General features: G+C 71.0%; 17 protein-coding genes, 1 tRNA gene and 1 pseudogene. 12 read left to right on the top strand and 7 right to left on the bottom strand.

Annotation, left to right across the window (positions count from 1 at the left end; all coding sequences use genetic code 11):
* Genes AC6H2I_RS24210 through AC6H2I_RS24165 form a run of 10 tightly spaced genes read left to right on the top strand, consistent with a single transcriptional unit; the run spans window position 1 to window position 8,967 of the window.
* Entirely contained in the window at window positions 1-753 is a 753-nt protein-coding gene (locus AC6H2I_RS24210) for a transaldolase (protein WP_497503323.1), read from the top strand.
* Window positions 754-771: 18 nt separating this feature from the next.
* Window positions 772-1,725, top strand: a complete 954-nt coding sequence (locus AC6H2I_RS24205) for an NAD-dependent epimerase/dehydratase family protein (RefSeq protein WP_497503348.1) — start codon at window positions 772-774, stop codon at window positions 1,723-1,725.
* A gap of 18 nt (window positions 1,726-1,743) precedes the next feature.
* The gene (locus AC6H2I_RS24200; RefSeq protein ID WP_497503322.1) at window positions 1,744-2,739 is read left to right on the top strand and encodes an NAD-dependent epimerase/dehydratase family protein; all 996 of its coding nucleotides are present in this window, start codon (window positions 1,744-1,746) and stop codon (window positions 2,737-2,739) included.
* Window positions 2,736-4,043: a nucleotide sugar dehydrogenase gene (locus AC6H2I_RS24195; RefSeq protein WP_497503321.1), complete on the top strand. Its 1,308-nt coding sequence runs from the start codon at window positions 2,736-2,738 to the stop codon at window positions 4,041-4,043. The genes AC6H2I_RS24200 and AC6H2I_RS24195 overlap by 4 nt, the downstream gene beginning before the upstream one ends.
* 43 nt (window positions 4,044-4,086) lie before the next feature.
* Complete coding sequence (locus tag AC6H2I_RS24190) at window positions 4,087-5,112, top strand: Gfo/Idh/MocA family protein (protein ID WP_497503320.1); 1,026 nt, start codon at window positions 4,087-4,089, stop codon at window positions 5,110-5,112.
* A 2-nt stretch (window positions 5,113-5,114) separates the two neighbouring features.
* On the top strand, window positions 5,115-6,062 hold the full coding sequence (locus tag AC6H2I_RS24185) for an NAD-dependent epimerase/dehydratase family protein (RefSeq protein ID WP_497503319.1): 948 nt from the start codon (window positions 5,115-5,117) through the stop codon (window positions 6,060-6,062).
* Complete coding sequence (locus AC6H2I_RS24180; RefSeq protein WP_497503318.1) at window positions 6,056-7,036, top strand: GHMP family kinase ATP-binding protein; 981 nt, start codon at window positions 6,056-6,058, stop codon at window positions 7,034-7,036. Before AC6H2I_RS24185 ends, AC6H2I_RS24180 begins: the two co-directional genes overlap by 7 nt.
* 6 nt (window positions 7,037-7,042) lie before the next feature.
* Window positions 7,043-7,768 (top strand): sugar phosphate nucleotidyltransferase, encoded by a 726-nt coding sequence (locus tag AC6H2I_RS24175; RefSeq protein ID WP_497503317.1) that lies wholly within the window; start codon window positions 7,043-7,045, stop codon window positions 7,766-7,768.
* 49 nt (window positions 7,769-7,817) lie between these two features.
* Window positions 7,818-8,423, top strand: coding sequence for an SIS domain-containing protein (locus AC6H2I_RS24170; protein WP_497503316.1), 606 nt, complete (start codon window positions 7,818-7,820; stop codon window positions 8,421-8,423).
* A 16-nt stretch (window positions 8,424-8,439) separates the two neighbouring features.
* Window positions 8,440-8,967 carry a D-glycero-alpha-D-manno-heptose-1,7-bisphosphate 7-phosphatase gene (locus AC6H2I_RS24165; RefSeq protein ID WP_497503315.1) on the top strand — a complete coding sequence of 176 codons (528 nt, stop codon included), beginning with the start codon at window positions 8,440-8,442 and terminating at the stop codon, window positions 8,965-8,967.
* A 19-nt stretch (window positions 8,968-8,986) separates the two neighbouring features.
* Here AC6H2I_RS24165 and AC6H2I_RS24160 read toward each other — a convergent pair whose 3' ends face one another.
* The 3 genes and pseudogenes from AC6H2I_RS24160 to AC6H2I_RS24150 all read right to left on the bottom strand — a co-directional run.
* Complete coding sequence (locus AC6H2I_RS24160) at window positions 8,987-11,674, bottom strand: glycosyltransferase (RefSeq protein WP_497503314.1); 2,688 nt, start codon at window positions 11,672-11,674, stop codon at window positions 8,987-8,989.
* Window positions 11,675-11,882: 208 nt separating this feature from the next.
* Window positions 11,883-14,216: a glycosyltransferase gene (locus AC6H2I_RS24155; RefSeq protein WP_497503313.1), complete on the bottom strand. Its 2,334-nt coding sequence runs from the start codon at window positions 14,214-14,216 to the stop codon at window positions 11,883-11,885.
* 119 nt (window positions 14,217-14,335) lie between these two features.
* Window positions 14,336-14,641: pseudogene (locus tag AC6H2I_RS24150) on the bottom strand (DDE-type integrase/transposase/recombinase); the annotation flags it as partial.
* A gap of 333 nt (window positions 14,642-14,974) precedes the next feature.
* Between AC6H2I_RS24150 and AC6H2I_RS24145 the strand changes: the two are divergent.
* Both AC6H2I_RS24145 and AC6H2I_RS24140 read left to right on the top strand, forming a co-directional pair.
* Window positions 14,975-15,958, top strand: coding sequence for an AAA family ATPase (locus AC6H2I_RS24145; protein WP_497503312.1), 984 nt, complete (start codon window positions 14,975-14,977; stop codon window positions 15,956-15,958).
* 15 nt (window positions 15,959-15,973) lie between these two features.
* On the top strand, window positions 15,974-18,451 hold the full coding sequence (locus tag AC6H2I_RS24140) for a S8 family peptidase (RefSeq protein ID WP_497503311.1): 2,478 nt from the start codon (window positions 15,974-15,976) through the stop codon (window positions 18,449-18,451).
* A 105-nt stretch (window positions 18,452-18,556) separates the two neighbouring features.
* On the opposite strand, the gene AC6H2I_RS24135 is transcribed toward AC6H2I_RS24140, so the two are convergent.
* From AC6H2I_RS24135 to AC6H2I_RS24120, 4 genes are all read right to left on the bottom strand, one after another.
* Window positions 18,557-18,631: transfer RNA gene (locus tag AC6H2I_RS24135), tRNA-Met, on the bottom strand.
* A 109-nt stretch (window positions 18,632-18,740) separates the two neighbouring features.
* Entirely contained in the window at window positions 18,741-19,859 is a 1,119-nt protein-coding gene (gene mnmA / locus AC6H2I_RS24130; RefSeq protein ID WP_497503310.1) for a tRNA 2-thiouridine(34) synthase MnmA, read from the bottom strand.
* 77 nt (window positions 19,860-19,936) lie between these two features.
* A complete protein-coding gene (locus AC6H2I_RS24125) occupies window positions 19,937-20,266 on the bottom strand; it encodes a ferredoxin family 2Fe-2S iron-sulfur cluster binding protein (RefSeq protein WP_497503309.1) in 330 nt (109 codons plus the stop codon).
* A gap of 90 nt (window positions 20,267-20,356) precedes the next feature.
* On the bottom strand, window positions 20,357-21,034 hold the full coding sequence (locus AC6H2I_RS24120; protein WP_497503308.1) for a molecular chaperone DnaJ: 678 nt from the start codon (window positions 21,032-21,034) through the stop codon (window positions 20,357-20,359).
* Window positions 21,035-21,072: the final 38 nt, after the last annotated feature.

Raw genomic sequence — 21,072 nt, 5'->3', positions numbered from 1 at the left:
ATGGACTGTTTCGATCCCACCGCGATGACCATCAAGTTGTTTGCCGATGGCGCCGACCTTGCCGGGGTGAGGGCGCTGGCGGCCAATCCCCTGATCAAGGGATTCACGACCAACCCGACGTTGATGCGGCAGGCGGGGATCGATGACTATGTCACCTTCGCCAGGGCGATGATGACCGAGGTGGGCGACCGCCCCGTCTCCTTCGAGGTCTTCGCCGACGATCTGCCGACCATGGCGCGTCAGGCGGAGGTCATCGCGTCGTGGGGACCCAACGTCTACGTCAAGATCCCGGTGACCAACACCGCGGGCGAATTCTGCGGCCCGATCATTTCGGCGCTGTCCGCCAAGGGCGTGCAGCTCAACGTCACCGCCGTGATGACGCTGGGCCAGACGGAGCGCATCGCGTCCGCCCTCGACCCGGCGACCCCGGCGGTGATCTCCATCTTCGCCGGCCGGATCGCCGACACCGGCCGCGACCCGGTGACCGTCATGTCGGCCGCGGCCGACACGCTGCGCGACCGCTTGCCGAAGGTCGAGCTGCTGTGGGCCAGCCCGCGCGAACTGCTCAACATCCTCCATGCCGAGCAGTCGGGCTGCCACATCATCACCGTGTCCCACGACCTCCTCCGGAAGCTGTCGCTGGTTGGAAAGGACCTGGATGCCTACTCCCTGGAAACCGTCGCCATGTTCCGCCGCGACGCCGTCGCCGCGGGCTACGACATTCCCGTCGGCCTCCCCGCCGCCGTGGGCTGAGGGGATCGGGGGGTGACGATGCGCTACTTCGTGACCGGCGGCGCCGGCTTCCTGGGCTCCAACCTGGTCGCGGCCATACTGGATCGCGGTCTCGGCTCGGTGACCGTGTACGACAACTTCTCCACCGGCCGGCGCGAGCACTTCGCCGGCCGGATGGAGGATGCGCGGCTCGCCATCGTCGAAGGCGACGCCGCGGACCCGGACGCCACGGCGGCCGCCATCGCGGGCCATGACGTGGTGTTCCACCTGGCCTCCAACTCCGACATCGCCCGCGCCGCCGTCGACCCCGCGGTCGACTTCGACAACGGCACCCGGCTGACCCATGTGGTGCTCGAGGCGATGCGCGCCACGGGTGTCCGGCGCATCCTGTTCACCTCCGGCAGCGGCGTCTACGGCGAGGTTCCCCCCGAACCGATCCCGGAAGCCTACCCGCACATGGTGCCGATCTCGACCTACGGCGCGCAGAAGCTGGCGTCGGAGGCGTTGATCAGCGCGTACAGCCACATGTTCGACATGGTCGGCACGGTGTTCCGGTTCGCCAACGTCGTGGGGCCGAACATGACGCACGGCGTCAGCCACGACTTCGTCCGCCGCCTGACCGACGACCCCACGCGGCTGCGCATCCTGGGCGACGGCAATCAGAGCAAGCCGTACATCCACGCCGACGACGTGGCGGCGGCGATGCTGCTGATCCAGGCCCGCCAGACGTCCTGGTTCGACTGCTTCAATGTCGGCTCCGAGGACCATCTGCTGGTGCGCGAGATCGCCGAGATCGTCGCCGCCGAGATGAACCTGCCGTCGGTCGCCTTCGAGTACACCGGCGGGGCCCGCGGCTGGCGTGCCGACGTTCCGGTGTACCGCCTGGACACCGCGAAGATCCGGGGCACCGGCTGGGCCAACCGCCGCAACTCCCGCGAAGCGGTGACCGCCGCCGTCCGCTCGCTCCTCTCTGAAATCGCCACCGGCCGCTGACAACAGGAGTGCCGCAGCGTGGACCTTCCTCCCCATCTCAAGCGCATCCTCCTGACCGGCGGAGCGGGGTTCATCGGCAGCCATGTCGTCGACCTCTTCGCCGGGTCGGGGGTCGAGATCGTCGTCTTCGACAACCTGTCGAACGGGCGGATGGAGTACCTCGCCGATCATCTGGACCGGCCGAACGTCACCTTCGTCAAGGCCGACACCCGCGATCTGGAGCGGCTGGTGGAGGCCGCCGCCGGCTGCGACCTCGTCTGGCATCTGGCGGCCAACACCGACATCATCGGCAGCCACGCCGATCCGGCCCGCGACCTCAACGACGGCACGGTCGGCACCTTCAACGTCCTCGAGGCGATGCGGCGGACCGGGGTGCGCGACATCCTGTTCGCCTCCAGCGGGGCGGTCTACGGGAACGTCTGCTCGGAGCGGTCGGTGTCGGAGGACGTCGGGCCGCTGATGCCGGTGTCGACCTACGGCGCCGCCAAGCTCGCCGCCGAGGCGTTCATCTCCTCGTTCTGCAGCGTCTACGGGCTGCGGGGATGGATGTACCGCTTCGGCAACGTGCTCGGCGCACGCATGACCCACGGCGTCATCTTCGACTTCATCAACCGGCTGCGGGACGACCCCTCCCACCTCCTCGTGCGCGGCGACGGCCGGCAGGAGAAGAACTACTTCCTGGTCGAGGAGTGCATCCACGGGATGCTCCATGGCTACGCCAACGTCGCGCTCGACGACGACACGCCCTGCGCGATTCTCAACCTGGGGACCCCGACGGTCACCCGGGTGACGGACATCGCGTCCATCGTGGTGGCCGAGATGGGGCTGGAGCATGCGCGGATCGACATCGAGGGGACCCGCAAGGCGTGGCCCGGCGACCAGCCGCGCGTCCACTTCGAGGTGGACGTGATGGCGGGCCATGGCTGGACCTCCACGCTGAACTCCGACCAGTCCGTGGCGATCGCGGTGCGGCGGATGCTCGGCAAACCGGGAAGCATGGAGTTCGTGCGGTGAGGATTGCGGTCTGCGGCCTGTGGCACCAAGGCGTCGTCGGCGCGGCCTGCCTCGCCGGGATGGGGCATGACGTCGTCGCTGCGGACGTCGATCCGGCGGTCACGGCCGCTCTCTCCGGCGGCCGGGCCCCGCTGTTCGAGCCGGGACTGGACGACCTTCTCGCCCAGGGCCTGGAGGCCGGCCACCTGCGCGTCACGACGTCCTACGCCGACGCGGTGCGCGACGCCGAGGTCGTGCTGATCATGTTCGACACCCCCGTCAACGAGCGGGACGAGAGCGACCTGAGCGGGGTGTTCGCGTGCGTCGACGCGATCGGCCCGGGCCTGGCGGCCGGCGCGGTGGTGCTGGTCACGGCCCAGGTGCCGGTCGGAACCTGCGACGCCATCATCGCCGCCTTGACGGCGGCGGCGCCGGATTGGGGTGGGGCGCTCGCCTACATGCCGGAGAATCTCCGCCTCGGCCAGGCGATCGAGCGCTTCATGCGACCGCCGCTTCCGGTGCTGGGAACCGACCACCCGACCGCCCACCAGCGCCTGATGGCCCTCCTGGGACCATTGGCGGACGACTGGAAGTCGGTCACCCTCCGCACCGGCGAGATGGTCAAGCACGCCCTGAACGGCTTTCTGGGGATCAGCGTCTGCTTCGCCAACGAACTCGGCAACCTCTGCGACGAGGTCGGGGCCGACGGCAAGCGCGTCGCCGAGGTCCTCCGCCTGGACCCGCGGGTCGGGGCCAAGGCGATGTTGCTGCCCGGCCTCGGCTTCGCCGGCGGGACGCTGGCGCGCGACATGCAGACCCTGCGCCGCCTCGGCCGCGAGCACGGGATCCCCACCCTGCTGCTCGACGGGGCGTGGGACTCCAACACCCAGCAGAACCGGCTGGTGCTCCGCAAGCTGCAGCGGCTGTTCGGCTCCCTCGCGGGCCGCCGGATCGCCATCCTCGGCCTGACCTACAAGCCCGACACCAGCACCTTGCGCCGCTCGGCGGCGATCGAGGTCATCGGCGATCTGGTGGCCGCCGGTGCGGCGGTCGCCGCGCACGACCCGCGCGCCGACCGGAACGACGTGACGGCGGCGACCGGCTTCACCTTCCATGACGCCGCGCTCGACGCGGTGGACGGGGCGGAGGCGCTCGTGCTGATGACCCCATGGTCGGACTACCGGGCCCTCGACTTCGCCGAGGTGCGCCGCCGCATGGCCGGGACCTACGTGCTCGACACCGCCGGTCTGTGGGACGCCGCCGCCCTGACCATGGCGGGGCTGCGGTACGACGACATCGGGCGTGGTCGCCGCGCCGGGGGCTGATCGCCGGCGTGCTTGGACTGTCCAGTCAGGAGAAACCAGGGTCATGAGAGTGGCATTCGTCGGCGCCGGGCTGCAGACCCGTCGGAGAGCCCCGGTGGTGGCCCGGTCCCGAACCGACGTCCTGGTCGAGATCGTCGGCACGGAGCCGACGCCCGCGCCACTGTGCGCCGACCTGGGATGCGCGTGGGGAACCGATTGGCGGCGGACGGTCGAGCGCGACGACGTCGACATCGTCGTGATCACCACGCCGCCGCACCTGCATGCGGACATCGCCCTCGCCGCGTTCGCCGCGGGCAAGCACGTGCTGTGCGAAAAGCCGCTGTCGCGCACCCTCGAGGAGGCCGAGGCGATGGTGCGCGCCGCGGCTGAGGCGCGCCGCGTCCTCAAATGCGGGTTCAACCACCGTCATCACCCCGCCATCCTGGAGGCGCGCCGCCGTTTCGACGCCGGGGCGTTCGGGCGGCCCATCGCCGCGCGGTGCCGCTACGGCATCTGCGGCCGGCCCGGCTACGAGAACGAATGGCGGGCGGATCCGGAGAAGGCGGCGGGCGGGCAATACGCCGAGCAGGGCGTCCACGCCATCGACCTGTTCCGCTGGTTCCTGGGGGACCTGGCCGAGGTGTCCTGCATGACCACGATCGGCTATTTCCATCAGCAGACCATGGACGACAACGGCATGGCGCTGTTCCGCGCGGCCAGCGGCGCGACGGCGATGCTTCACTCCAGCCTGACCCATTGGAAGAACCTGTTCTCGTTCGAGGTGATCGGCGAGGACGGCTACTTCGTGGTGGACGGGCTGGGGGCGAGCTACGGCACGGAGAAGCTGTTCGTCGGGCGGCGCGATTTCTCCGCACCGTTCCAGGATCTGGTGATCGAGTACCGGGGAGGGGACAGCTCGTGGGAGGCGGAGTGGGCCGAGTTCAAGGCCGCCATCGCCGAGGAGCGGGAGCCGCTGGGAAGCGGGCGTGACGGGCTCGAGGCGGTCCGCGCGACCCTCGCCTCCTACGCGGCGGAGGCGAGCCGCTCCGTCATCGACCTCCGGGGCTTTGGCGGCAAGGACCGCCGCTGACCATGCGCATCGTCGTCACCGGTGCCGGGGGGTTCATCGGCCGCCACCTGACCGGCGTCCTCGCCGGCCAGGGGCACGTCGTGCACGCCTGGACCCGTGGCCCCGGCTGCGCCCCGGCGGAGCGGGTGACGGTCGCCCCGGTCGATGTGGTCGACCGCCCGGCGGTCGAGGCCGCCATCGCCGGGTTCCGTCCCGACGCGATCGTCCACCTGGCGGCGCAGAGCCTGCCGAACCGGTCCTGGGAGCAGCCCGCGGAAACCTACGCGGTCAACGTGGTCGGCACCGTCCACCTGCTCGACGCGGCGTGCCGCCAGCCGCGCCCTCCCCGTGTTCTCCTGGCCGGCTCCAGCGCCGAGTACGCCGAGCCGGAGGACGGACGGCTCATCGACGAGGATGCGCCGCGCCGGCCCAACAGTCCGTACGCCGGCACCAAGGCCGCCGTCAGCGACCTCGGCCGGATGTACGCCGACCGGCACGGGCTGGCGGTCGTCGGGTTCCGCCCCTTCGCCGTCTACGGCCCCGGCAAGGTGGGCGACGTTTGCGCGGATTTCGCCCGACGGATCGTTGCCATCGAGCGCGGCGCGGCGCGGCCGTTGCGGGTGGGCGACCTCTCGATCGTGCGCGACATGATGGACATCCGCGACGGCGTGGCCGGGATCGCCTGCCTGCTGGCGCACGGGCGCCCCGGCGAGATCTACAATCTTTGCAGCGGGCGCGGGACGACGATCGGCGAGATCCTCGACATCTACCGGCAGCTGGGCACCGTTCCCATCGCCGTCGAGCGGGATCCCGCGCTGATCCGCCCGCTGGAGCATCGGGTCAAGATCGGCAACCCGGCCAAGCTCCAGGCGCTCGGCTGGGGCGTCACCCACGATCTCCGGTCCACCTTGGCGTCCATTCTCGACCATTGGCGCCGTCAACCCGCAGCCGAGGGGGATGAACCATGCTGATCACCCGAACGCCCTTCCGCGTCTCCATCGGCGGCGGCGGGACGGACCTGCCGTCGTATTATCAGCGCTTCGGCGGCTTTCTGATCACCGCGGCCATCGACCGCCACGTCTACATCAGCATCAACCGCACCTTCCACAAACACTATTTTCTGAAGTACTCGCAGCTGGAGGTGCGGCAGCGGATCGAGGACATTGCCCATCCGATCATCCGCGAAGTGCTGCGGGCGCACCCCATTCCCCCGGGGATCGAGATCACCAGCACCGCCGACGTTCCGGCCGGCACCGGGCTCGGCTCGTCCGGCAGCTTCACCGTCGGCCTGATCAACGCGGTGTTCAACCACCTGCGGGAGCACCAATCCGGCAAGGACCTCGCCGAAGAGGCCTGCCGGATCGAGATCGACGTCCTGAAGCAACCCGTCGGCAAGCAGGACCAATACGCCGCCACCTTTGGCGGCGTCATCTGCTGCGACATCGACACCTCCGGCCAGGTCGCCGTCTCCAGACTGCAATTGGCCGACGACGTGCTGTTCGACCTTCAGGACAACACGCTGCTGTTCTTCACCGGATTCTCCCGCAGCGCGTCGGAGGAGCTGAAGAAGCAGGAGGAGGGGACGAAGAAGGAGGATCCGGCGATGGTCGAGAATCTCCACTTCGTCAAGGAGCTGGGCTATCGCATCCGGACCGCGCTGCTCGACGGCAACTGCAACGCGTTCGGCCACCTGATGCACGAGCACTGGCTGCACAAGCAGCGCCGGACCAGCACCATCTCCAACCCGCAGATCAATCGGTGGTACGACATCGGCCGGGACAACGGCGCCGTCGGCGGCAAGCTGGTGGGGGCCGGCGGCGGCGGCTATCTGATGTTCTACACCGAGGACAAGGCCCGGCTCCGCCGCGCGATGCGGGAGGAGGGCCTGGTGGAAGAACGTTTTGCCTTCGACATGGCCGGAAGCACGACCATCGTCCGGGAGTGACCCGACATGCAGTGCCTCATTCTCGCCGGCGGGCTCGGGACACGGCTGCGGCCCATCACCGACACCCTGCCCAAGCATCTGGCCCCGGTCGCCGGGCGGCCGTTCGCGGACCACCTGCTGGCCCTGCTCGCCGCCAGGGGGGTGCGCCGCGTCGTCTACTCCATCGGCCATCGGGGGGCGCAGATCGCCGAGCATGTCGGCGACGGCAGCCGCTGGGGCCTAGCGGTGTCCTACGCCGACGAGGGAACCCGCCCGCTCGGCACCGGCGGGGGGGTCGCCGCCGCGGTCCGTGCGGGGCTGATGGACGAGCGGTTCCTGGTCACCTACGGCGACAGCTATCTGCCGATAGACTACGCGGCGGTGTGGCGCGCGTTCGAGAGCTGCGGGTGCGACGCGCTGATGACTGTCCTGCGCAACGAAGGCCGGTGGGATGGCAGCAACGCCGCGTTCGCCGACGGCCGGGTGACGGTGTACGCGAAGAAGGGCCAACCCGGCCACGGCGCGGCGCTGCGCTACATCGATTTCGGTCTGTTGGCGCTGCGCCGGTCGTTCGTCGAGCGGGAGTTTCCCCCGGACGGGGTCTGCGACCTCGCCGATCCCTTGAACCGGCTCAGCCGGGCGAACGGGCTGGCGGGCTACGAGGTTCAGCAGAGGTTCTACGAGATCGGCTCGTTCGACGGCATCGCGGCGCTGGAAGCCCACCTGGCGGAGGGCGCCGCGGCGGAGGGATGAACGGTGCGCCCCGGCGGGACCGGGGCGGTGGTTCTTGAAGGGGGGCAGCATGACGCACAGCGCGGATTTTCTTCAGAAGGTGGTGGCGATCGCGCAGACCATCGATACCGGAATCCTGGAGCGGATGGTCGGCGAGCTCGCCGCCCTGCGCGCGAGGAACGGCCGGTTGTTCATCCTCGGTGTCGGCGGCAGCGCCGGCAACGCCAGCCACGCCGTCAACGATTTCCGCAAGCTGTGCGGGATCGAGACCTACGCGCCGACCGACAACGTGTCGGAGCTCACGGCCCGCACCAACGACGAGGGCTGGGACACCGTGTTCGCGGAATGGCTGGTGGTCAGCCGGCTGTGTGACAAGGACGCCATCCTGGTGTTCTCGGTCGGCGGCGGCAACGCCGAACGGAACGTCAGCCCCAACCTCGTCAAAGCGCTGGATCTTGCGACGTCCCGCAAGGCCCGCGTCCTCGGGATCGTCGGCCGGGACGGCGGGCACACGGCGAAGGTCGGCGACGTCGTCCTGATCGTGCCGACGGTCGATGCGGCCCTCATCACGCCCTTGTCCGAAGGCTTCCAGGGCGTGCTGTGGCATGCGCTCGTCAGCCATCCCGATCTGGTGGCCCGCGCCACCAAGTGGGAAAGCCTGACGCCCGTCCCCTGACCGGAGCGCGACCACGATGAGCCGCGCGGCGATCTTCCTTGACCGGGACGGTGTCCTCAACCGCGCCGTCGTGGTCGACGGCCGGCCCCATCCGCCGCAGACCGTCGCGGCGTTCGAGCTGATCGACGGCGTGCGCGAGGGGCTGGAGCGCCTGCGCGCCGCCGGCTACCTGCTGATCGTCGTCACCAACCAGCCGGACATCGCGCGCGGCACCCAGGGCGCCGACGTCGTCGCGGCGATGCATGACAAGCTCAGGTCGCTGGTCGATCTCGACGACATCCGCGTCTGCCCGCACGACAGCGGGGACGGCTGCCATTGCCGCAAGCCGAAGCCCGGGATGATCCTGAGCGCGGCGTCGGAGCACGGCGTGGACCTCGGCGCGAGCGTGCTGATCGGCGACCGGTGGCGGGATGTGGATTGCGCCGCCGCGGCCGGCATTCCCGCCGTCTTCATCGATTACGGGTATGACGAGCGCCTGAGGGCCGCGCCCTGGCGGAGCGTCGCGACCTTCACGCAAGCCGTCGCCGCCATCCTGGCACGGTGAGCGCCGGGCACCCGCGGGCTCATTCCGGCGCGAAGGCCGCGAAACCCGATCGGACCAGCGCGACGACGTCCGGGGGGGCGGCCACCGGCCCCTCCCCCACGGACCGCCGCAGCGCCTCGGCCAGCCGCTGGAAGGTGGCGACCTTGGGCCATGGTGCGTTCTCGTGGCGCCCGTGCCGCTCGTAGTGGACCAGCCCCATGGTGAAGTCGCCCCGCCCGACGGCGGCGTCGATGTCCGGCCGCGCGGCGCGGTACCCGAGATCGGCACGCTTCAGGGCGTCGGCGAAGCTGGCAAGGGCGTCGTCGACCCGGCCGCTCGACACGAGCGCCTCGGTCAGCAGCAGGCGCGGCTCCAGGGCCTCCGGGTCGAGGCGCACCCACTGCTGCAGGGCGTCGACCGCCAACGGCTGCCGGCGCGTCCAGGAGAAGCGCGCGGCGAAGGACACGAGGTCGCGATGGGGCCCCTCGCCGAACGAACGCGCCCGGTCGAGGATGTCGTCCAGCAGCATCATGTCGCCGGCCGTGGCGGCATCGATGACGGCGATGCGCAGACGCCGGAGGTCCGCGCCCGGCGCGTCCTCGGGCAGTTGGCTCAGGAGTTGCCGCGCCAGATCGACCGCGCCGCCGACCGCGATGAGGGCGGCGGCGGCATCGACCGATTGCCAGGAATCGGGGTCGCGCCGGGCAAGCTCCGGAGCGTCGCCGGTCTGTCCGGTCTCGTCCTGAAGCTCCGTCGGTCCGGGAGCATCGACCAGCCCGTGCGCCACCGTGAGCAGTTCCGCCATGTCGGGCCCGGCGTGGTTCAGGAACGGCCGCAGCGAGCGCGCCCGGTTGGCGGAATGGAGGGTGGCCGAGCCGACGGAGACGCTCTGCCGCCGGTACCAGTAGAGCACCTCCGGGACGACCAGGATCTCCTTGCCGCGGAGCACCGCGGTCAGGAAGAATTCGAAGTCCTCGTGGCCCACGCCATAATCCTCGGTGAAGCCGCCGAGTTCGACGAACAGGGCGCGTTTCAGCAGGGCGCTGGTGTCGCTGATGGCGTTGCCGGCCAGGGCATAGCCGATGGCGCCGCCGACCGGCATGTAGGTGTCGACGACCGGGGTGTCGGGGCCTGGTTCATCCGTGCCCTCGAAGGTCGCCGCCAGCCCGGTGACGGCGTCGGCTCCGGAGCGCTCGGCCGCCGACACCAGGGTCTCGACCATCGCCGGTCGGGCGACATTGTCGTCGTCGAGGAACAGAAGATACTCGCCCCTGGCCTCGGCCGCGGCAATGTTGCGGGCACGCCCGGGGAACCCGTTGGTCACGCGCATGATGCGCCAGTCCCGGGTCGCGGGATGGCGTTCCAGCTCCGCCAGAACCGCGTCCGTGGCCGCGTCGTCGGAGCCGTCGTCGACGAGGATCACCTCGATGTTGCGGTAGGTCTGGGCGAGAACGCCCCGCACCGCCTGCTTCAGGAGCTGCGGCCGACGGTAATGGGTCAGGCAGACGCTGACCAGCGGCTGTGTCTGCGGCGCCCCGTCGGCGCGGGCGGGTGCCGCCCCGTCGACCGGAGCGGACACGCCGTCCACCCACGATTGGCACACCGCGTCGGGGTCGAAGGACAGCCGTGCCTTCGGCAGACGCCCGCCCAGGGCGGCCGAAATGCGATCGGCGAGGTCGTCGGGATTGTCGCCGAACAGGTGCGTCCCGCGGTGCTCGGGCGCGTAGAGTTCGGCGATGCCCCCGACGTCGCGCGCGATCACCGGGATGCCGGCCATCAGGCACTCGTACACGGTGTAGGGGGCGTTCTCGACCGTCGAGGGCACGACCGCCAGGCAGCGGCGTGCGGCAAGGGCCTGCAGCGCCTCCGGCTGGCTCAGCCGGCAGAGGACCTCGACCGGCATCGGCCAGTCCCGCGTCCGCCGCGCCAGGTAGACCGCCGCATGCTCGGTCCCGACGAATCCGAGCTTGCCCAGGAAGACGATGCGGCGCGGCGGCTGGCCCCGGCGGATCAGGCGGTCGATCGCCGCGCAGAACTGGGCAATGCCCTTGCGATACTCCAGCCGGCCGAAGAAGACGACTTCTTCGGGCGTCGCTTCCGGACGCGGAAAAACCGGCGCCTCCAGCAGGTTCGGCCGGACCAGCGTGACCCGTGGCAGGCGGAAGCCCCGGTCACGCATCCAGTCCAGCAGATAGCGGCTCGGGCTGACGACCACATCGGCCAGTTCGATGCTGCGCCGCTCGATGAAGTAGGTGATGGCGTCGAGCGTGTCGCGCCGGCGTGCGCCACTGGCGATGTCGCTCCACAGGGTGGGGCCGTGGCAGACGACGCCGAAGGCGCCGTGCTGCCCGTGCGCCACTCCGCCGCGGCGCGCCATCAGGGGATAGAATGCCGTCCCCTGCCAATCCATGAACAGGACCATGTCGAAGCGCTGGCCCTTGAGCCATTCGTGGGCGATCCGGCTGGTGCGCAGCAGCGGGTGCGGGGGGAAGATGGCGGCGTGGGCCGCGTCCTCCGCCCAGACGTCCGCGACGACCAGCCGGATGCCGAGGCGCCGATAATCCGCTTCGGCGCGCGGATCCGCCGCGGCACCGGCCTGGGTGAACAGGATCGTCACGGCGTGGCCGCCGGCGGCCAGCGCCTTGGCCAGCTCGGCGCAGGCGGTGCCGACACCGCCGTTGCGCACCATGCCGACCAGATCGGGCGTAACGATGCAGATGGCGCTCATCGGATCAGCAGACCTTCACGGTGCACCGGCCACCCCGCGGCGCTGCGGTCCGATGCATCCCCGGGATGCGGCAAGACGGGATTCTGCCAAGGCGTTTCACCATGTCTGATGATCGGGACGCGCAGAATCCCGTCATAGTCGCAGCGCGCGGTGAGAGCAAGGAGCTCGGCCCGGTCCGACCCCGTCCGGCTGACCGCCGGTCGCGGGGTCACCTGGACCAGGCGAAACGGCAGTGGCTGTCGCCGTCGAGGGCGAGATTGGGGCTGTAGAAGGGGTCGGGTGTCCGGTCCGTCCGCCATTTGCGGGTGAGATGGCGCGCCTCCCGCTCCTCCCGCTCGCGCGCCTCGCGGGAGTGGTCGCTGCCCCGCGTCGCGGATTCGTGGTGGCGGAGCAGGGCGTGCGGGGTCCACAGCACCCGCAGGCCGCGGTCGCGGACGGTCAGGCAGAAGTCGACGTCGTTGAACGCCACGGCCAGATTCACGGCGTCGAGCCCGCCCGCGGCGCGGTAGACCGCGGTTCGGCACACCAGACAGGCGGCGGTCACCGCGGACGCGTTCTGCACGACCGTCGCCGACTGGAAATAGCCGGGGTCGCCCTGGACGAACGCCCGCTGGGCGTTGTCGGCGACGCCGAAGAAGCCGACCACCACGCCGCCGTGCTGAACGCGCCCGTCGGCATGGAGCAGTTTCGCGCCCACCGCCCCGACCTCCGGCCGCACCGCCAGGGACACCATCTCCTCCAGCCAGCCCGGCGTGACCACCTCGATGTCGTTGTTGACCAGCGCCACCAGTGGCGTCTCGACCAGGTCGACAGCCTCGTTGTTGATGGCGGAGAAGTTGAAGGGGCCGGGGCGGCGGTGGACGCGGATGCGGGGGTCGCCGGCCAGCCCGGCGAGCCAGGCCAGCGTCTCCGGCTCGCGGCTGTCGTTGTCGACGATCAGGATCGACCACGCGGGGTAGGTGGTCCGGTTGCGAACGCTGTCGACGCAGGCGCGCAGCAACGGCAGCCGGTCGCGGGTCGGGATGATCAGGGTCACCGGTGGCGCCGGCGTGGGGACCGGCCAGCGGACGCGCACGGTGCCGTCGTCCTCGGCGGCGGCCACCGCCGGCGCCCCGGCGGCGCGCAGATGCGCGGCCACCAGGCGGGCCCGCCCCGCGGCCGCGGGAACGGGGGCGGCGGTGTGATGGAACAGCACCCGCGGCACGTGGCCGACGCGGTCCGCCGGCAGGTCCAGGAGTGCGCGTTCGGTGAGGGCGCCCGCGCCGACCGGCAGGCCGTCGGCCTCCAGCCGCTCCAGCGCGGCCAGCGCGGCGTCCCGGCGGAGCAGCGCGACGCCGGCGTAGCCGGTCGCCATCGCCCGCTCCGGGTCCCAGTCGGGCTTGAACCGGGGGGTGTGGCGGGTGCCGTCCGCCGCCAGCCGGTCGGCGTCGGCATAGGCCGCGTCCACCCCACCGCCGGCCAGGGCCGCCGACAGCCACGCCAGGGCGGAGGGGTGGGGCAGCACGTCGTCCGGCAGCAGGATGGCCAGCGCGCCGCGGGCGGCCCGCAGGGCGGTGGCCTCATGGCTGCCAGGGCCCTCCGGCAGCGTCCGCACCGCCGGGGCGCCGGCCATGGCGCCGGCATCGGCGCCAGCGGGCAGCAGCAGTTCCCACACCCCGACGCCGCCGCCGAGCCGGCCGACCAGCGCGGCCAGGTCGGCGCGGGCGCCGGCGATCACCGACACCTGCGGCCGGCCGGCGCCGGCCGGGGGGGGCGGCGACGGCGGAGGAGGGGGAGGGGTGTCCTCGTGGTGCGCCAACCAGCGCTGGTAGGCCGCGACGTCGTCGATCTCGCGGATGGCGTGGCGCATGCGCTCCCATGCCACGCGGCGCCGTTCGCTCGCCAGGTGGCGGTCCTGCCGCTCCAACGCGGTCAGCCGCGGCGTCACCGCGCCGGGCGCGACGGTGACCGTGACCGGGCACTCCTTCAAGACCTGATCGCTGTTGCTGACCCGGAGGACGACGGCGTGGTCACGGCCGTCGCACAACGCGCCGGGCAGCAGAAAGCGGAACCGGTGTCGCCGGCCGGCGGCCGGCCGGCCGCCGGCGGGGGAGTCGCACTCGATCCGTTCGCAGAGCGTGCCGTCGACGAGAACGTCGAGCACCGGGGGAACGTCGTCGTCGTGGTCCGCGACCCAGCCTTCGATGACCTGTCCGTCGGCGAGGTCGACGGCGCCGTGGAAGCGCGGACGGGTGAACATGCGGGGGCTGGACACAAGCGGCAGGCGCGCGTCGGCGATCAGCATGTGCAGCAGGTGGGGGCGTCCGTCCAGGACCTCCTCGGGCAGCGCCACCTCGAAGGCGTGGCGGCCGTCGCCCAGGCCGGCCGCCTGCAGGTCGGGGCGCATGCGGTCGGCGTCGACGCAGGCCAGCCGGCCGTGTTCCCACCACAGTTCCAGGGCCACGGCCTCGGTGGGACGGTCGGGGCGGAACGCCCAGCCCTTGGCGAACCAGCCGACGCCTTCGTAGTGATCGATCGCTTCGAAGACGCCCTGGATCACCATTGGCCACACACCCCGCGCTTGCTCCAGCGCTCTCTTTGCCATGCCCGGCCGGTGCAGGGAAGGCGTGTGTGTGGCGCCGTCCCGCGCCGCGGCGACAGACCGGCGGAGGGACCAGCTCAGAGCACGAAGCCGGCATGGGCGCTGCGCGACACCCGCCAACCCACGATCCGGCGGGCGAAGGTGTCGATGACGAAGGCCACGTAGACGAAGCCCTGCCACGTGGCCACGCACGTGAAATCCGCCACCCATAAGGCATTCGGGCGCGACGCCCGGAACTGGCGGTTCACCCGATCGGCTGGGCACGGCGCCGCCCGATCGCTGATCGTCGTGCGCACCGCCCTGCCGCGCGTCGCCCCCCTCAGGCCCATTTGCCGCATCAGCCGGGCCACCGTGCCGCGTGCCACGTCGAGGCCCTCGCGCCGCAACGGCGCCGGCCTGCCCCTGGCCGTGCTCAATGCGCGTCAGATCCGCGATTTCGCCCGCGCCGCCGGACGGCTTGCCAGAACCGACGCGCTCAGAAAATGGGGCCTCGGGGAAAGCCGGCGCGGTTCACTTTCACACCAAGCCTCCATTGGCGGAGTGCTACGGATGGCCTAGGTCATCGTTGGCGCGCGCCCCCAAGTTGGTTATCCACACCAAAATCAAGGTGCCGCCTTACGGCAGGATACAACGTGGCAAGAAGCCGTTAGAATTGGCGCGCGCTCAGCGCGTCCTCCAATCCTTGGGATTGGCTCCTTCGTTCCTATATCGTTCTTACCATGACCGCCGCACGCCACATCATTGCCCTGCTCAAGAGCCACATCTCCGGGGATGAACAGCAGTTCCTCTCGGTGGCGATGCAGGTTGCCGCGCTTGAAGCGCGCCAGGGACACGGCAAGCTGGCCCAGGAACTGCGTGACCTGATCGACGCAGCCAAGGTCCGGCCGAGCGCGGTCGAGCGGCGGCCCGGCGGCCCCGTACCGCTGGTTCAGCCGAAGGGCGAGCTGGCGAACCTGTTGTCTGTCCGATACTCGGACGTGCGGCTCAACAGCATGGTTCTGACTGACGGCGTCGAGCGGCGCCTGCGGCGTACGCTTCTGGAACAGACGCAGCAGGAACGGCTTCGCGCACATGGCCTCGTGCCGCGCCGCAAGCTCCTGCTCGTCGGACCGCCCGGGGCGGGCAAGACGATGACGGCGGCGGCGCTGGCCGGTGAACTGCGGCTGCCACTGTTCACCGTCGTGCTCGACGGTCTCATCTCCAAGTTCATGGGTGACACGGCGGGCAAGCTGCGGCTCGTGTTCGAGGCGATGGCAACGACACGGGGCGTGTACTTCTTCGACGAGTTCGACGCGCTTGGCGCCCGCCGCACGGCCGAGAACGATGTCGGTGAAATCCGGCGCGTTCTCAACTCCTTCCTGCAATTCCTGGAGCAGGACGACAGTCAGAGCCTGATCGTCGCGGCGACGAATCATGCGGATTTGCTTGATCGGGCCTTGTTCCGCCGGTTCGACGACGTCCTGGAGTACACGCTGCCCGACGCCACCTTGATCGGGCGGTTGCTCAAGGCGCGTCTCGCAGCATTCACAGTGGACCGGATCAACTGGAAAGCCATCGCGGGGGCTGCTGTCGGCCTGAGCCATGCCGAATCGACCCGCGCCGCAGATGAAGCCGCCAAAGCCGCCGTGCTCGACGGCGGCATCACGATCACCACCGAGGCGTTGCTCGCGGCCATCGCGGAGCGGCGCGCCACCACGGACTAGCCGCAGACCGTGCCGATGCCCGGCACTCCGCGCGACCGACCGCACCTCCACGTCGAAGGCGGCGGCACCTCCGAGCCCTACAGCCGCCCACCGCAGAAGATCACGCCCCGTCCACTGCCGTTGCGCGACCGTGAGGGCCACGCACAGGCACTCGAACGGGCCATCGGCGAAGCGCTCGCGGGCGGACGCCGCGAGATGGCGGCGCGGGTGCCTGGCATCGCCGAAGGCAGGCCGGGCTTCTATCTGGAGGTCGAGATCGCCGCTGCCGAACGGGCCGCCATCGACCCGCTCGGCGACCGCCGCAAGGCGGTGGAGGTCGTCGCCGTCCGCGATCCCGGCGATCCGGCCGGGCCGGTTGCCGCCACGGTGTTCATCCCGGCCGGCGCCGAGTCGTTCTACCTGGACAAGGTGGAAGCCTACCGGACCGAACAGACGGCCAAGGGCCACCCGAAGAACCAAGCCCTGGTCACCCGCCTGGAAACGGTGCGCGTGGCCACCGTGCGCTCACTGTTCACTGATGCGGACGCGCTGTATCCGCCCCCCGGTCAGACAATCTGGTGGGAGGTGTGGCTGCGTCGCGACACACGCCCCCTGTTCGAGCGAGTCGCCGGGCGGTTGAACGTGCCTGTGAAACCGCACGCCGTCCGCTTTCCCGAACGGGACGTGGTGCTCGCCCTGGCCGATGAGGCCACGATGACCCGGCTGCTGCGCAACAGCGACGCGGTGGCTGAATTGCGGGCGGCCAAGGACACGCCGGCCATGTTCCTCGCCATGGATGGGGCCGCTCAGCGGGAGTGGACGGATGAGCTTCTCGGTCGCCTGACCCCGCCGGATGGCGCTGCCAGCGCTGTTTGCCTGCTCGACAGCGGCGCTACGGCGGGACACCCGCTGTTGCGTCTGGCTCTCGCCGATGCGGACCTGCACACGGTCAATCCGGATTGGGGCGTGGCCGACACCGCTGGCCGATGGTTGGGACACGGCACGGCCATGGCGGGGGCCGCGCTCTATGGCGACCTGCACGCGATCCTGGAGACGGCCGATCCGGTCACTCTGTCCCATCGGCTGGAAAGCGTGAAGATCCTGCCGCCCGACGGCGTCCCGGACAACGAACCGGAGCTGTACGGCGCACTCACCGGTGAAGCCATCGCCCGCGCCGAGGTGCAGGCGCCGTTCCGCAGCCGCGTCGTCTGTATGGCGGTGACCAGCCCGAGCCCGTCACGCGGGAGGCCGTCGTCGTGGTCGTCCGCCATCGATCAGCTTTGCTTCGATGAGACCGGGCGCCGCCTCGTGGTCGTTTCGGCCGGCAACATCCGGGATGACCTCGATCCGGCCGCCTACCTCGACCGGAACGATCTGGAGCTGGTCGAAGACCCCGCCCAGGCGTGGAACGCACTGACGGTCGGCGCCTGCACGGACAAGATCACCATCACCGATCCGACCTACGACGGCTGGGTGCCTGTGGCTCCCGCGGGAGACCTTTCACCGCGCAGCCGGACGTCGGTGTTGTGGGACCTCCAGTGGCCGATCAAGCCCGAGGTGACGTTCGAAGGCGGCAATCTCGCTGGGGGTGGCCGCTTTCCGCCGGAAGCCATCGACGACCTGCAACTGCTGACGACCCATTACCGGCCCGCGCGACGCCTGTTCGACACGCTGGGCGACACCAGCGGCGCCACGGCCCTGGCGGCCAACATGGCCACCCGGATCATGGCGGCCCGGCCCCGGCTGTGGCCGGAGACGGTGCGCGGGCTGATCGTCCACGCCGCGGAATGGACGCCGGCGATGCGGGCGCGGTTCGACGCGTGCGGCGGCAAGCGGGAGATGCAGGCGCTGCTGCGCCGCTACGGCTACGGCGTGCCGGATCTCGGGCGGGCTCTGCTGAGCGCCAGCAACGACCTCACCCTCATGGTCGAGGACGAGGTGCAGCCGTTTCAGCGCGACGGCAGCACGGCGACGATGAAGAACATGAACCTGCACCGGCTGCCGTGGCCGCGCGACGAGCTGGAGGCGCTTGGCGAACTGCCCGTGGAACTGCGCCTTACGCTGTCGTACTTCGTTGAGCCCAATCCCGGTGAGCGCGGCTGGACGCGGCGGCACCGCTACGCGTCGCACGCCCTGCGCTTCGCCGTCAAACGCGCGACCGAGCCGCTGGACGACTTCCGACGCCGTATCAACAAGGCGGCCCGCGAGGAGGAAGAAGGGGGCGCGCCCACGGCGGCTGGTGGCGACGACTGGCTGCTCGGCACCCTGCGCGACCGCGGCTCGATCCATTCGGACTGGTGGCGGGGAACCGCGGCCGAGTTGGCGTCGCGCGACGCCATCGGTGTCTTTCCGGTCGGCGGGTGGTGGAAGGAGAAGCCCTTCCTGGACCGCTGGAACACACCGGCCCGCTACGCCCTGGTTGTGTCGATTCGCGCGCCCGGCGCACCGGTGGACATCTACACGCCGGTCGCCACGCGCTTGGCGATCCCGACCGTGATCGGACTCCGCCGTTAGTTCGCCGGCCGCGTGCTTACTGGGTGCTTACTGGCACCCCCGAAGACCGCGTCGGCCAGAAAGCAAAAAGCCAGTCAACCCGTTGGATTGACTGGCTTTTTGATTTGGTAGCAGCGGAGGGATTTGAACCCCCGACCAAGGGATTATGATTCCCCTGCTCTACCACTGAGCTACGCTGCCATAGGGTCCGGCCGCTGCCGGCCGGGAGCGGTTTGATAAGCGAAGCGGGAGGGCCGTGTCAAGCGCTTGTGTGCCCGCCCGCACCGGCGCTGGCGCCGGTCGTCCGGGGCTACCCGGCGGCCGCGATCCAGCCCCCGCCGAGCACCCGGTCGCCGTCGTACATGACGCAGGCCTGGCCCGGCGCGATGCCGAACTGCGGCTCGGCCAGCTCCACCTCGGCCGTGCCATCCCCGCCCAGGCGCAGCGTCGCGGCGGCGGCGGGCTGGGCCGAGCGCAGCTTGACCATGGCGGGGAGCGGGACGCCGGGGGCCGCGGCGGGGCCGAGCCAGTTGAGCTCGCGCACCCGCACCCGCTCCCGCGCCAGGGTGCGCCTGGGCCCCACCACGACGCGCCGGGTCGGCGCCTCGACGCGGATCACGTAGAGCGGCTCCTCCGCGCCCTTCAGGCCGCCGATGCCCAGCCCTTTGCGCTGGCCGACGGTGTAGTGGACGATGCCGCGGTGGCGGCCCAGCACGCGGCCGTCGACGTGGACGATGTCGCCGGGCTCCACCGCGCCCGGCCGGCGCGCCGCCACAACGTCGGCGTAGGAGCCGTCGGGGACGAAGCAGATGTCCTGGCTGTCGGGCTTGCCCGCCACCGCCAGCCCGTGGCGGTCGGCCAGCGCCCGGGTCTCCGGCTTGGTGAGGCCGCCCAGCGGGAAGCGCAGGAAGTCGAGCTGCTCGCGGGTGGTGGCGAACAGGAAGTAGCTCTGGTCGCGGCCGGGGTCGACGGCGCGGTGCAGCTCGGCCCCCGACGGCCCGGCCATCCGGCGCACGTAGTGCCCGGTCGCCAGCGCCTCGGCGCCGAGGTCGCGGGCGGTGTTCAGAAGATCGCGGAACTTGACCCGCTGGTTGCAGCGCACGCAGGGGATCGGCGTCTCGCCGCGCAGGTAGCTGTCGGCGAAGTCGTCGATGACGTCCTCGCCGAAACGGCTCTCGTAGTCCAGCACGTAGTGCGGGATGCCGATGCGGTCGGCGACCTGGCGGGCGTCGTAGATGTCCTGGCCGGCGCAGCACGCCCCCGCCTTCTTCAGGGCCAGGCCGTGGTCGTAGAGCTGCAGCGTGATGCCGACGACGTCGTAGCCCTCCTCGCGCAGCAGCGCCGCGGTCACGGAGGAATCGACGCCGCCCGACATGGCCACCACCACGCGGGTGTCCTGCGGTCGCTTGGCAAGGCCGAGAGTGTTCATGGTGCCCCATATGGCCCGGCCGCCCGGCGGCGCAAGCGCGGCCGGGCGCCGGTCGTGCGCCGGACGTGCGCGCTGGCTCAGCCCATGGCGTTGCGCGAGCCCGTGGGCAGGCGCACGGTGAGGCCGTCCAGTTCCTCGGTCATGATGATCTGGCAGCCCAGCCGCGAGGTCTTGGTCAGGCCGAAGGCGAGGTCGAGCATGTCCTCCTCCTCCTCCGTCGCCTCGGACAGCACGTCGTACCACTGCGGCTCGACGATGATGTGGCAGGTCGAGCAGGCGAGGGACCCCTCGCAGGCCCCTTCGAGGTCGAGCCCGTGCTTGTGGGCAATCTCCAGCACGGACAGGCCCAACGGGGCGTCGACGTCGCGGTGGGTGCCGTCGGGCTCGATGAAGGTCATCTTCGGCATGGGTCTTCGGAACTCCCTGGTGAGCGGATGCGCGGTGCGCGGATGGATGGGGCGGGGCGGCGTTACGAGTGCGGCGTCACGAGTGCGGCGTCACGAGGGTGGGGCGCGCCGGGGGCGCCGGGCGCGGGCCTCGGCGGCAATCGCCTCCAGCGTCTCGAGCCGGGCCAGCACCCGGGCCGCCGTCCCGGTGAGGCCGGCGCGGAAGGCCTGCGACAGCTCGCGGATGCAGGCGGCGCTGCGCTCGCCGACCTCGTGCGCCACCCGGTCGATGGCGGCGGCCCTGGCGTCCGCGTCCGCCTCCGCGCCGGGGCCCGGGCCGGTCGCGGCCTCCAGCCGGGCCCGCCACGCGGCCTCGTCGGGCGCGATGCCGGGGTCGTTCTCGACGCGGTCGCCACCCAGCAGGGCCAGCAGGCAGCGGGCGCGGCGCACCGGATCGCGCACGGTGGCGTAGGCCTCGGCCAGGGCGTCGGCCTGGCCGGCGGCGTTGGACTGCTGGCGGACGCCGCGGGCGACGAAGCGCTCCGGCGTCAGGGCGCGGGACAGCCCGGCGTGCTGCCGGGCGAGATGCTCGGGGTCGAGGTCGAAGCGGCGCTCCACCCCGAGGCGGGCGAAGGGGTCGAGGGCACGGGGCGGCTGCACCGCACCGCAGCCATGGCAGAACAGGGCGCGGACGGCAACCGCCCGGCCGCACAGCCAGCAACTGTGCAGGTCGCCGTCGATGGATCCCGCGATGCGCGGGCCGCCCGGGCCCTTCCCCGATTCGCTCATGGTTCGATTCACCTGGACGCGTTCATGCCCGTTCGGCT

Source organism: Azospirillum sp. NS33, from assembly GCF_059703765.1.
This window is presented reverse-complemented; position numbering and strand designations above follow the sequence as displayed.

What these genes read in the sequence shown, in the direction of transcription:
- AC6H2I_RS24210 (WP_497503323.1), top strand. Translation starts at nt 1, where the DNA reads ATGGACTGTTTCGATCCCACCGCGATGACCATCAAGTTGTTTGCCGAT.
- AC6H2I_RS24205 (WP_497503348.1), top strand. Translation starts at nt 772, where the DNA reads ATGCGCTACTTCGTGACCGGCGGCGCCGGCTTCCTGGGCTCCAACCTG.
- AC6H2I_RS24190 (WP_497503320.1), top strand. Translation starts at nt 4,087, where the DNA reads ATGAGAGTGGCATTCGTCGGCGCCGGGCTGCAGACCCGTCGGAGAGCC.
- AC6H2I_RS24185 (WP_497503319.1), top strand. Translation starts at nt 5,115, where the DNA reads ATGCGCATCGTCGTCACCGGTGCCGGGGGGTTCATCGGCCGCCACCTG.
- AC6H2I_RS24180 (WP_497503318.1), top strand. Translation starts at nt 6,056, where the DNA reads ATGCTGATCACCCGAACGCCCTTCCGCGTCTCCATCGGCGGCGGCGGG.
- AC6H2I_RS24175 (WP_497503317.1), top strand. Translation starts at nt 7,043, where the DNA reads ATGCAGTGCCTCATTCTCGCCGGCGGGCTCGGGACACGGCTGCGGCCC.
- AC6H2I_RS24170 (WP_497503316.1), top strand. Translation starts at nt 7,818, where the DNA reads ATGACGCACAGCGCGGATTTTCTTCAGAAGGTGGTGGCGATCGCGCAG.
- AC6H2I_RS24165 (WP_497503315.1), top strand. Translation starts at nt 8,440, where the DNA reads ATGAGCCGCGCGGCGATCTTCCTTGACCGGGACGGTGTCCTCAACCGC.
- AC6H2I_RS24160 (WP_497503314.1), bottom strand. Translation starts at nt 11,674, where the DNA reads ATGAGCGCCATCTGCATCGTTACGCCCGATCTGGTCGGCATGGTGCGC.
- AC6H2I_RS24155 (WP_497503313.1), bottom strand. Translation starts at nt 14,216, where the DNA reads ATGGTGATCCAGGGCGTCTTCGAAGCGATCGATCACTACGAAGGCGTC.
- AC6H2I_RS24145 (WP_497503312.1), top strand. Translation starts at nt 14,975, where the DNA reads ATGACCGCCGCACGCCACATCATTGCCCTGCTCAAGAGCCACATCTCC.
- AC6H2I_RS24140 (WP_497503311.1), top strand. Translation starts at nt 15,974, where the DNA reads ATGCCCGGCACTCCGCGCGACCGACCGCACCTCCACGTCGAAGGCGGC.
- mnmA (WP_497503310.1), bottom strand. Translation starts at nt 19,859, where the DNA reads ATGAACACTCTCGGCCTTGCCAAGCGACCGCAGGACACCCGCGTGGTG.
- AC6H2I_RS24125 (WP_497503309.1), bottom strand. Translation starts at nt 20,266, where the DNA reads ATGCCGAAGATGACCTTCATCGAGCCCGACGGCACCCACCGCGACGTC.
- AC6H2I_RS24120 (WP_497503308.1), bottom strand. Translation starts at nt 21,034, where the DNA reads ATGAGCGAATCGGGGAAGGGCCCGGGCGGCCCGCGCATCGCGGGATCC.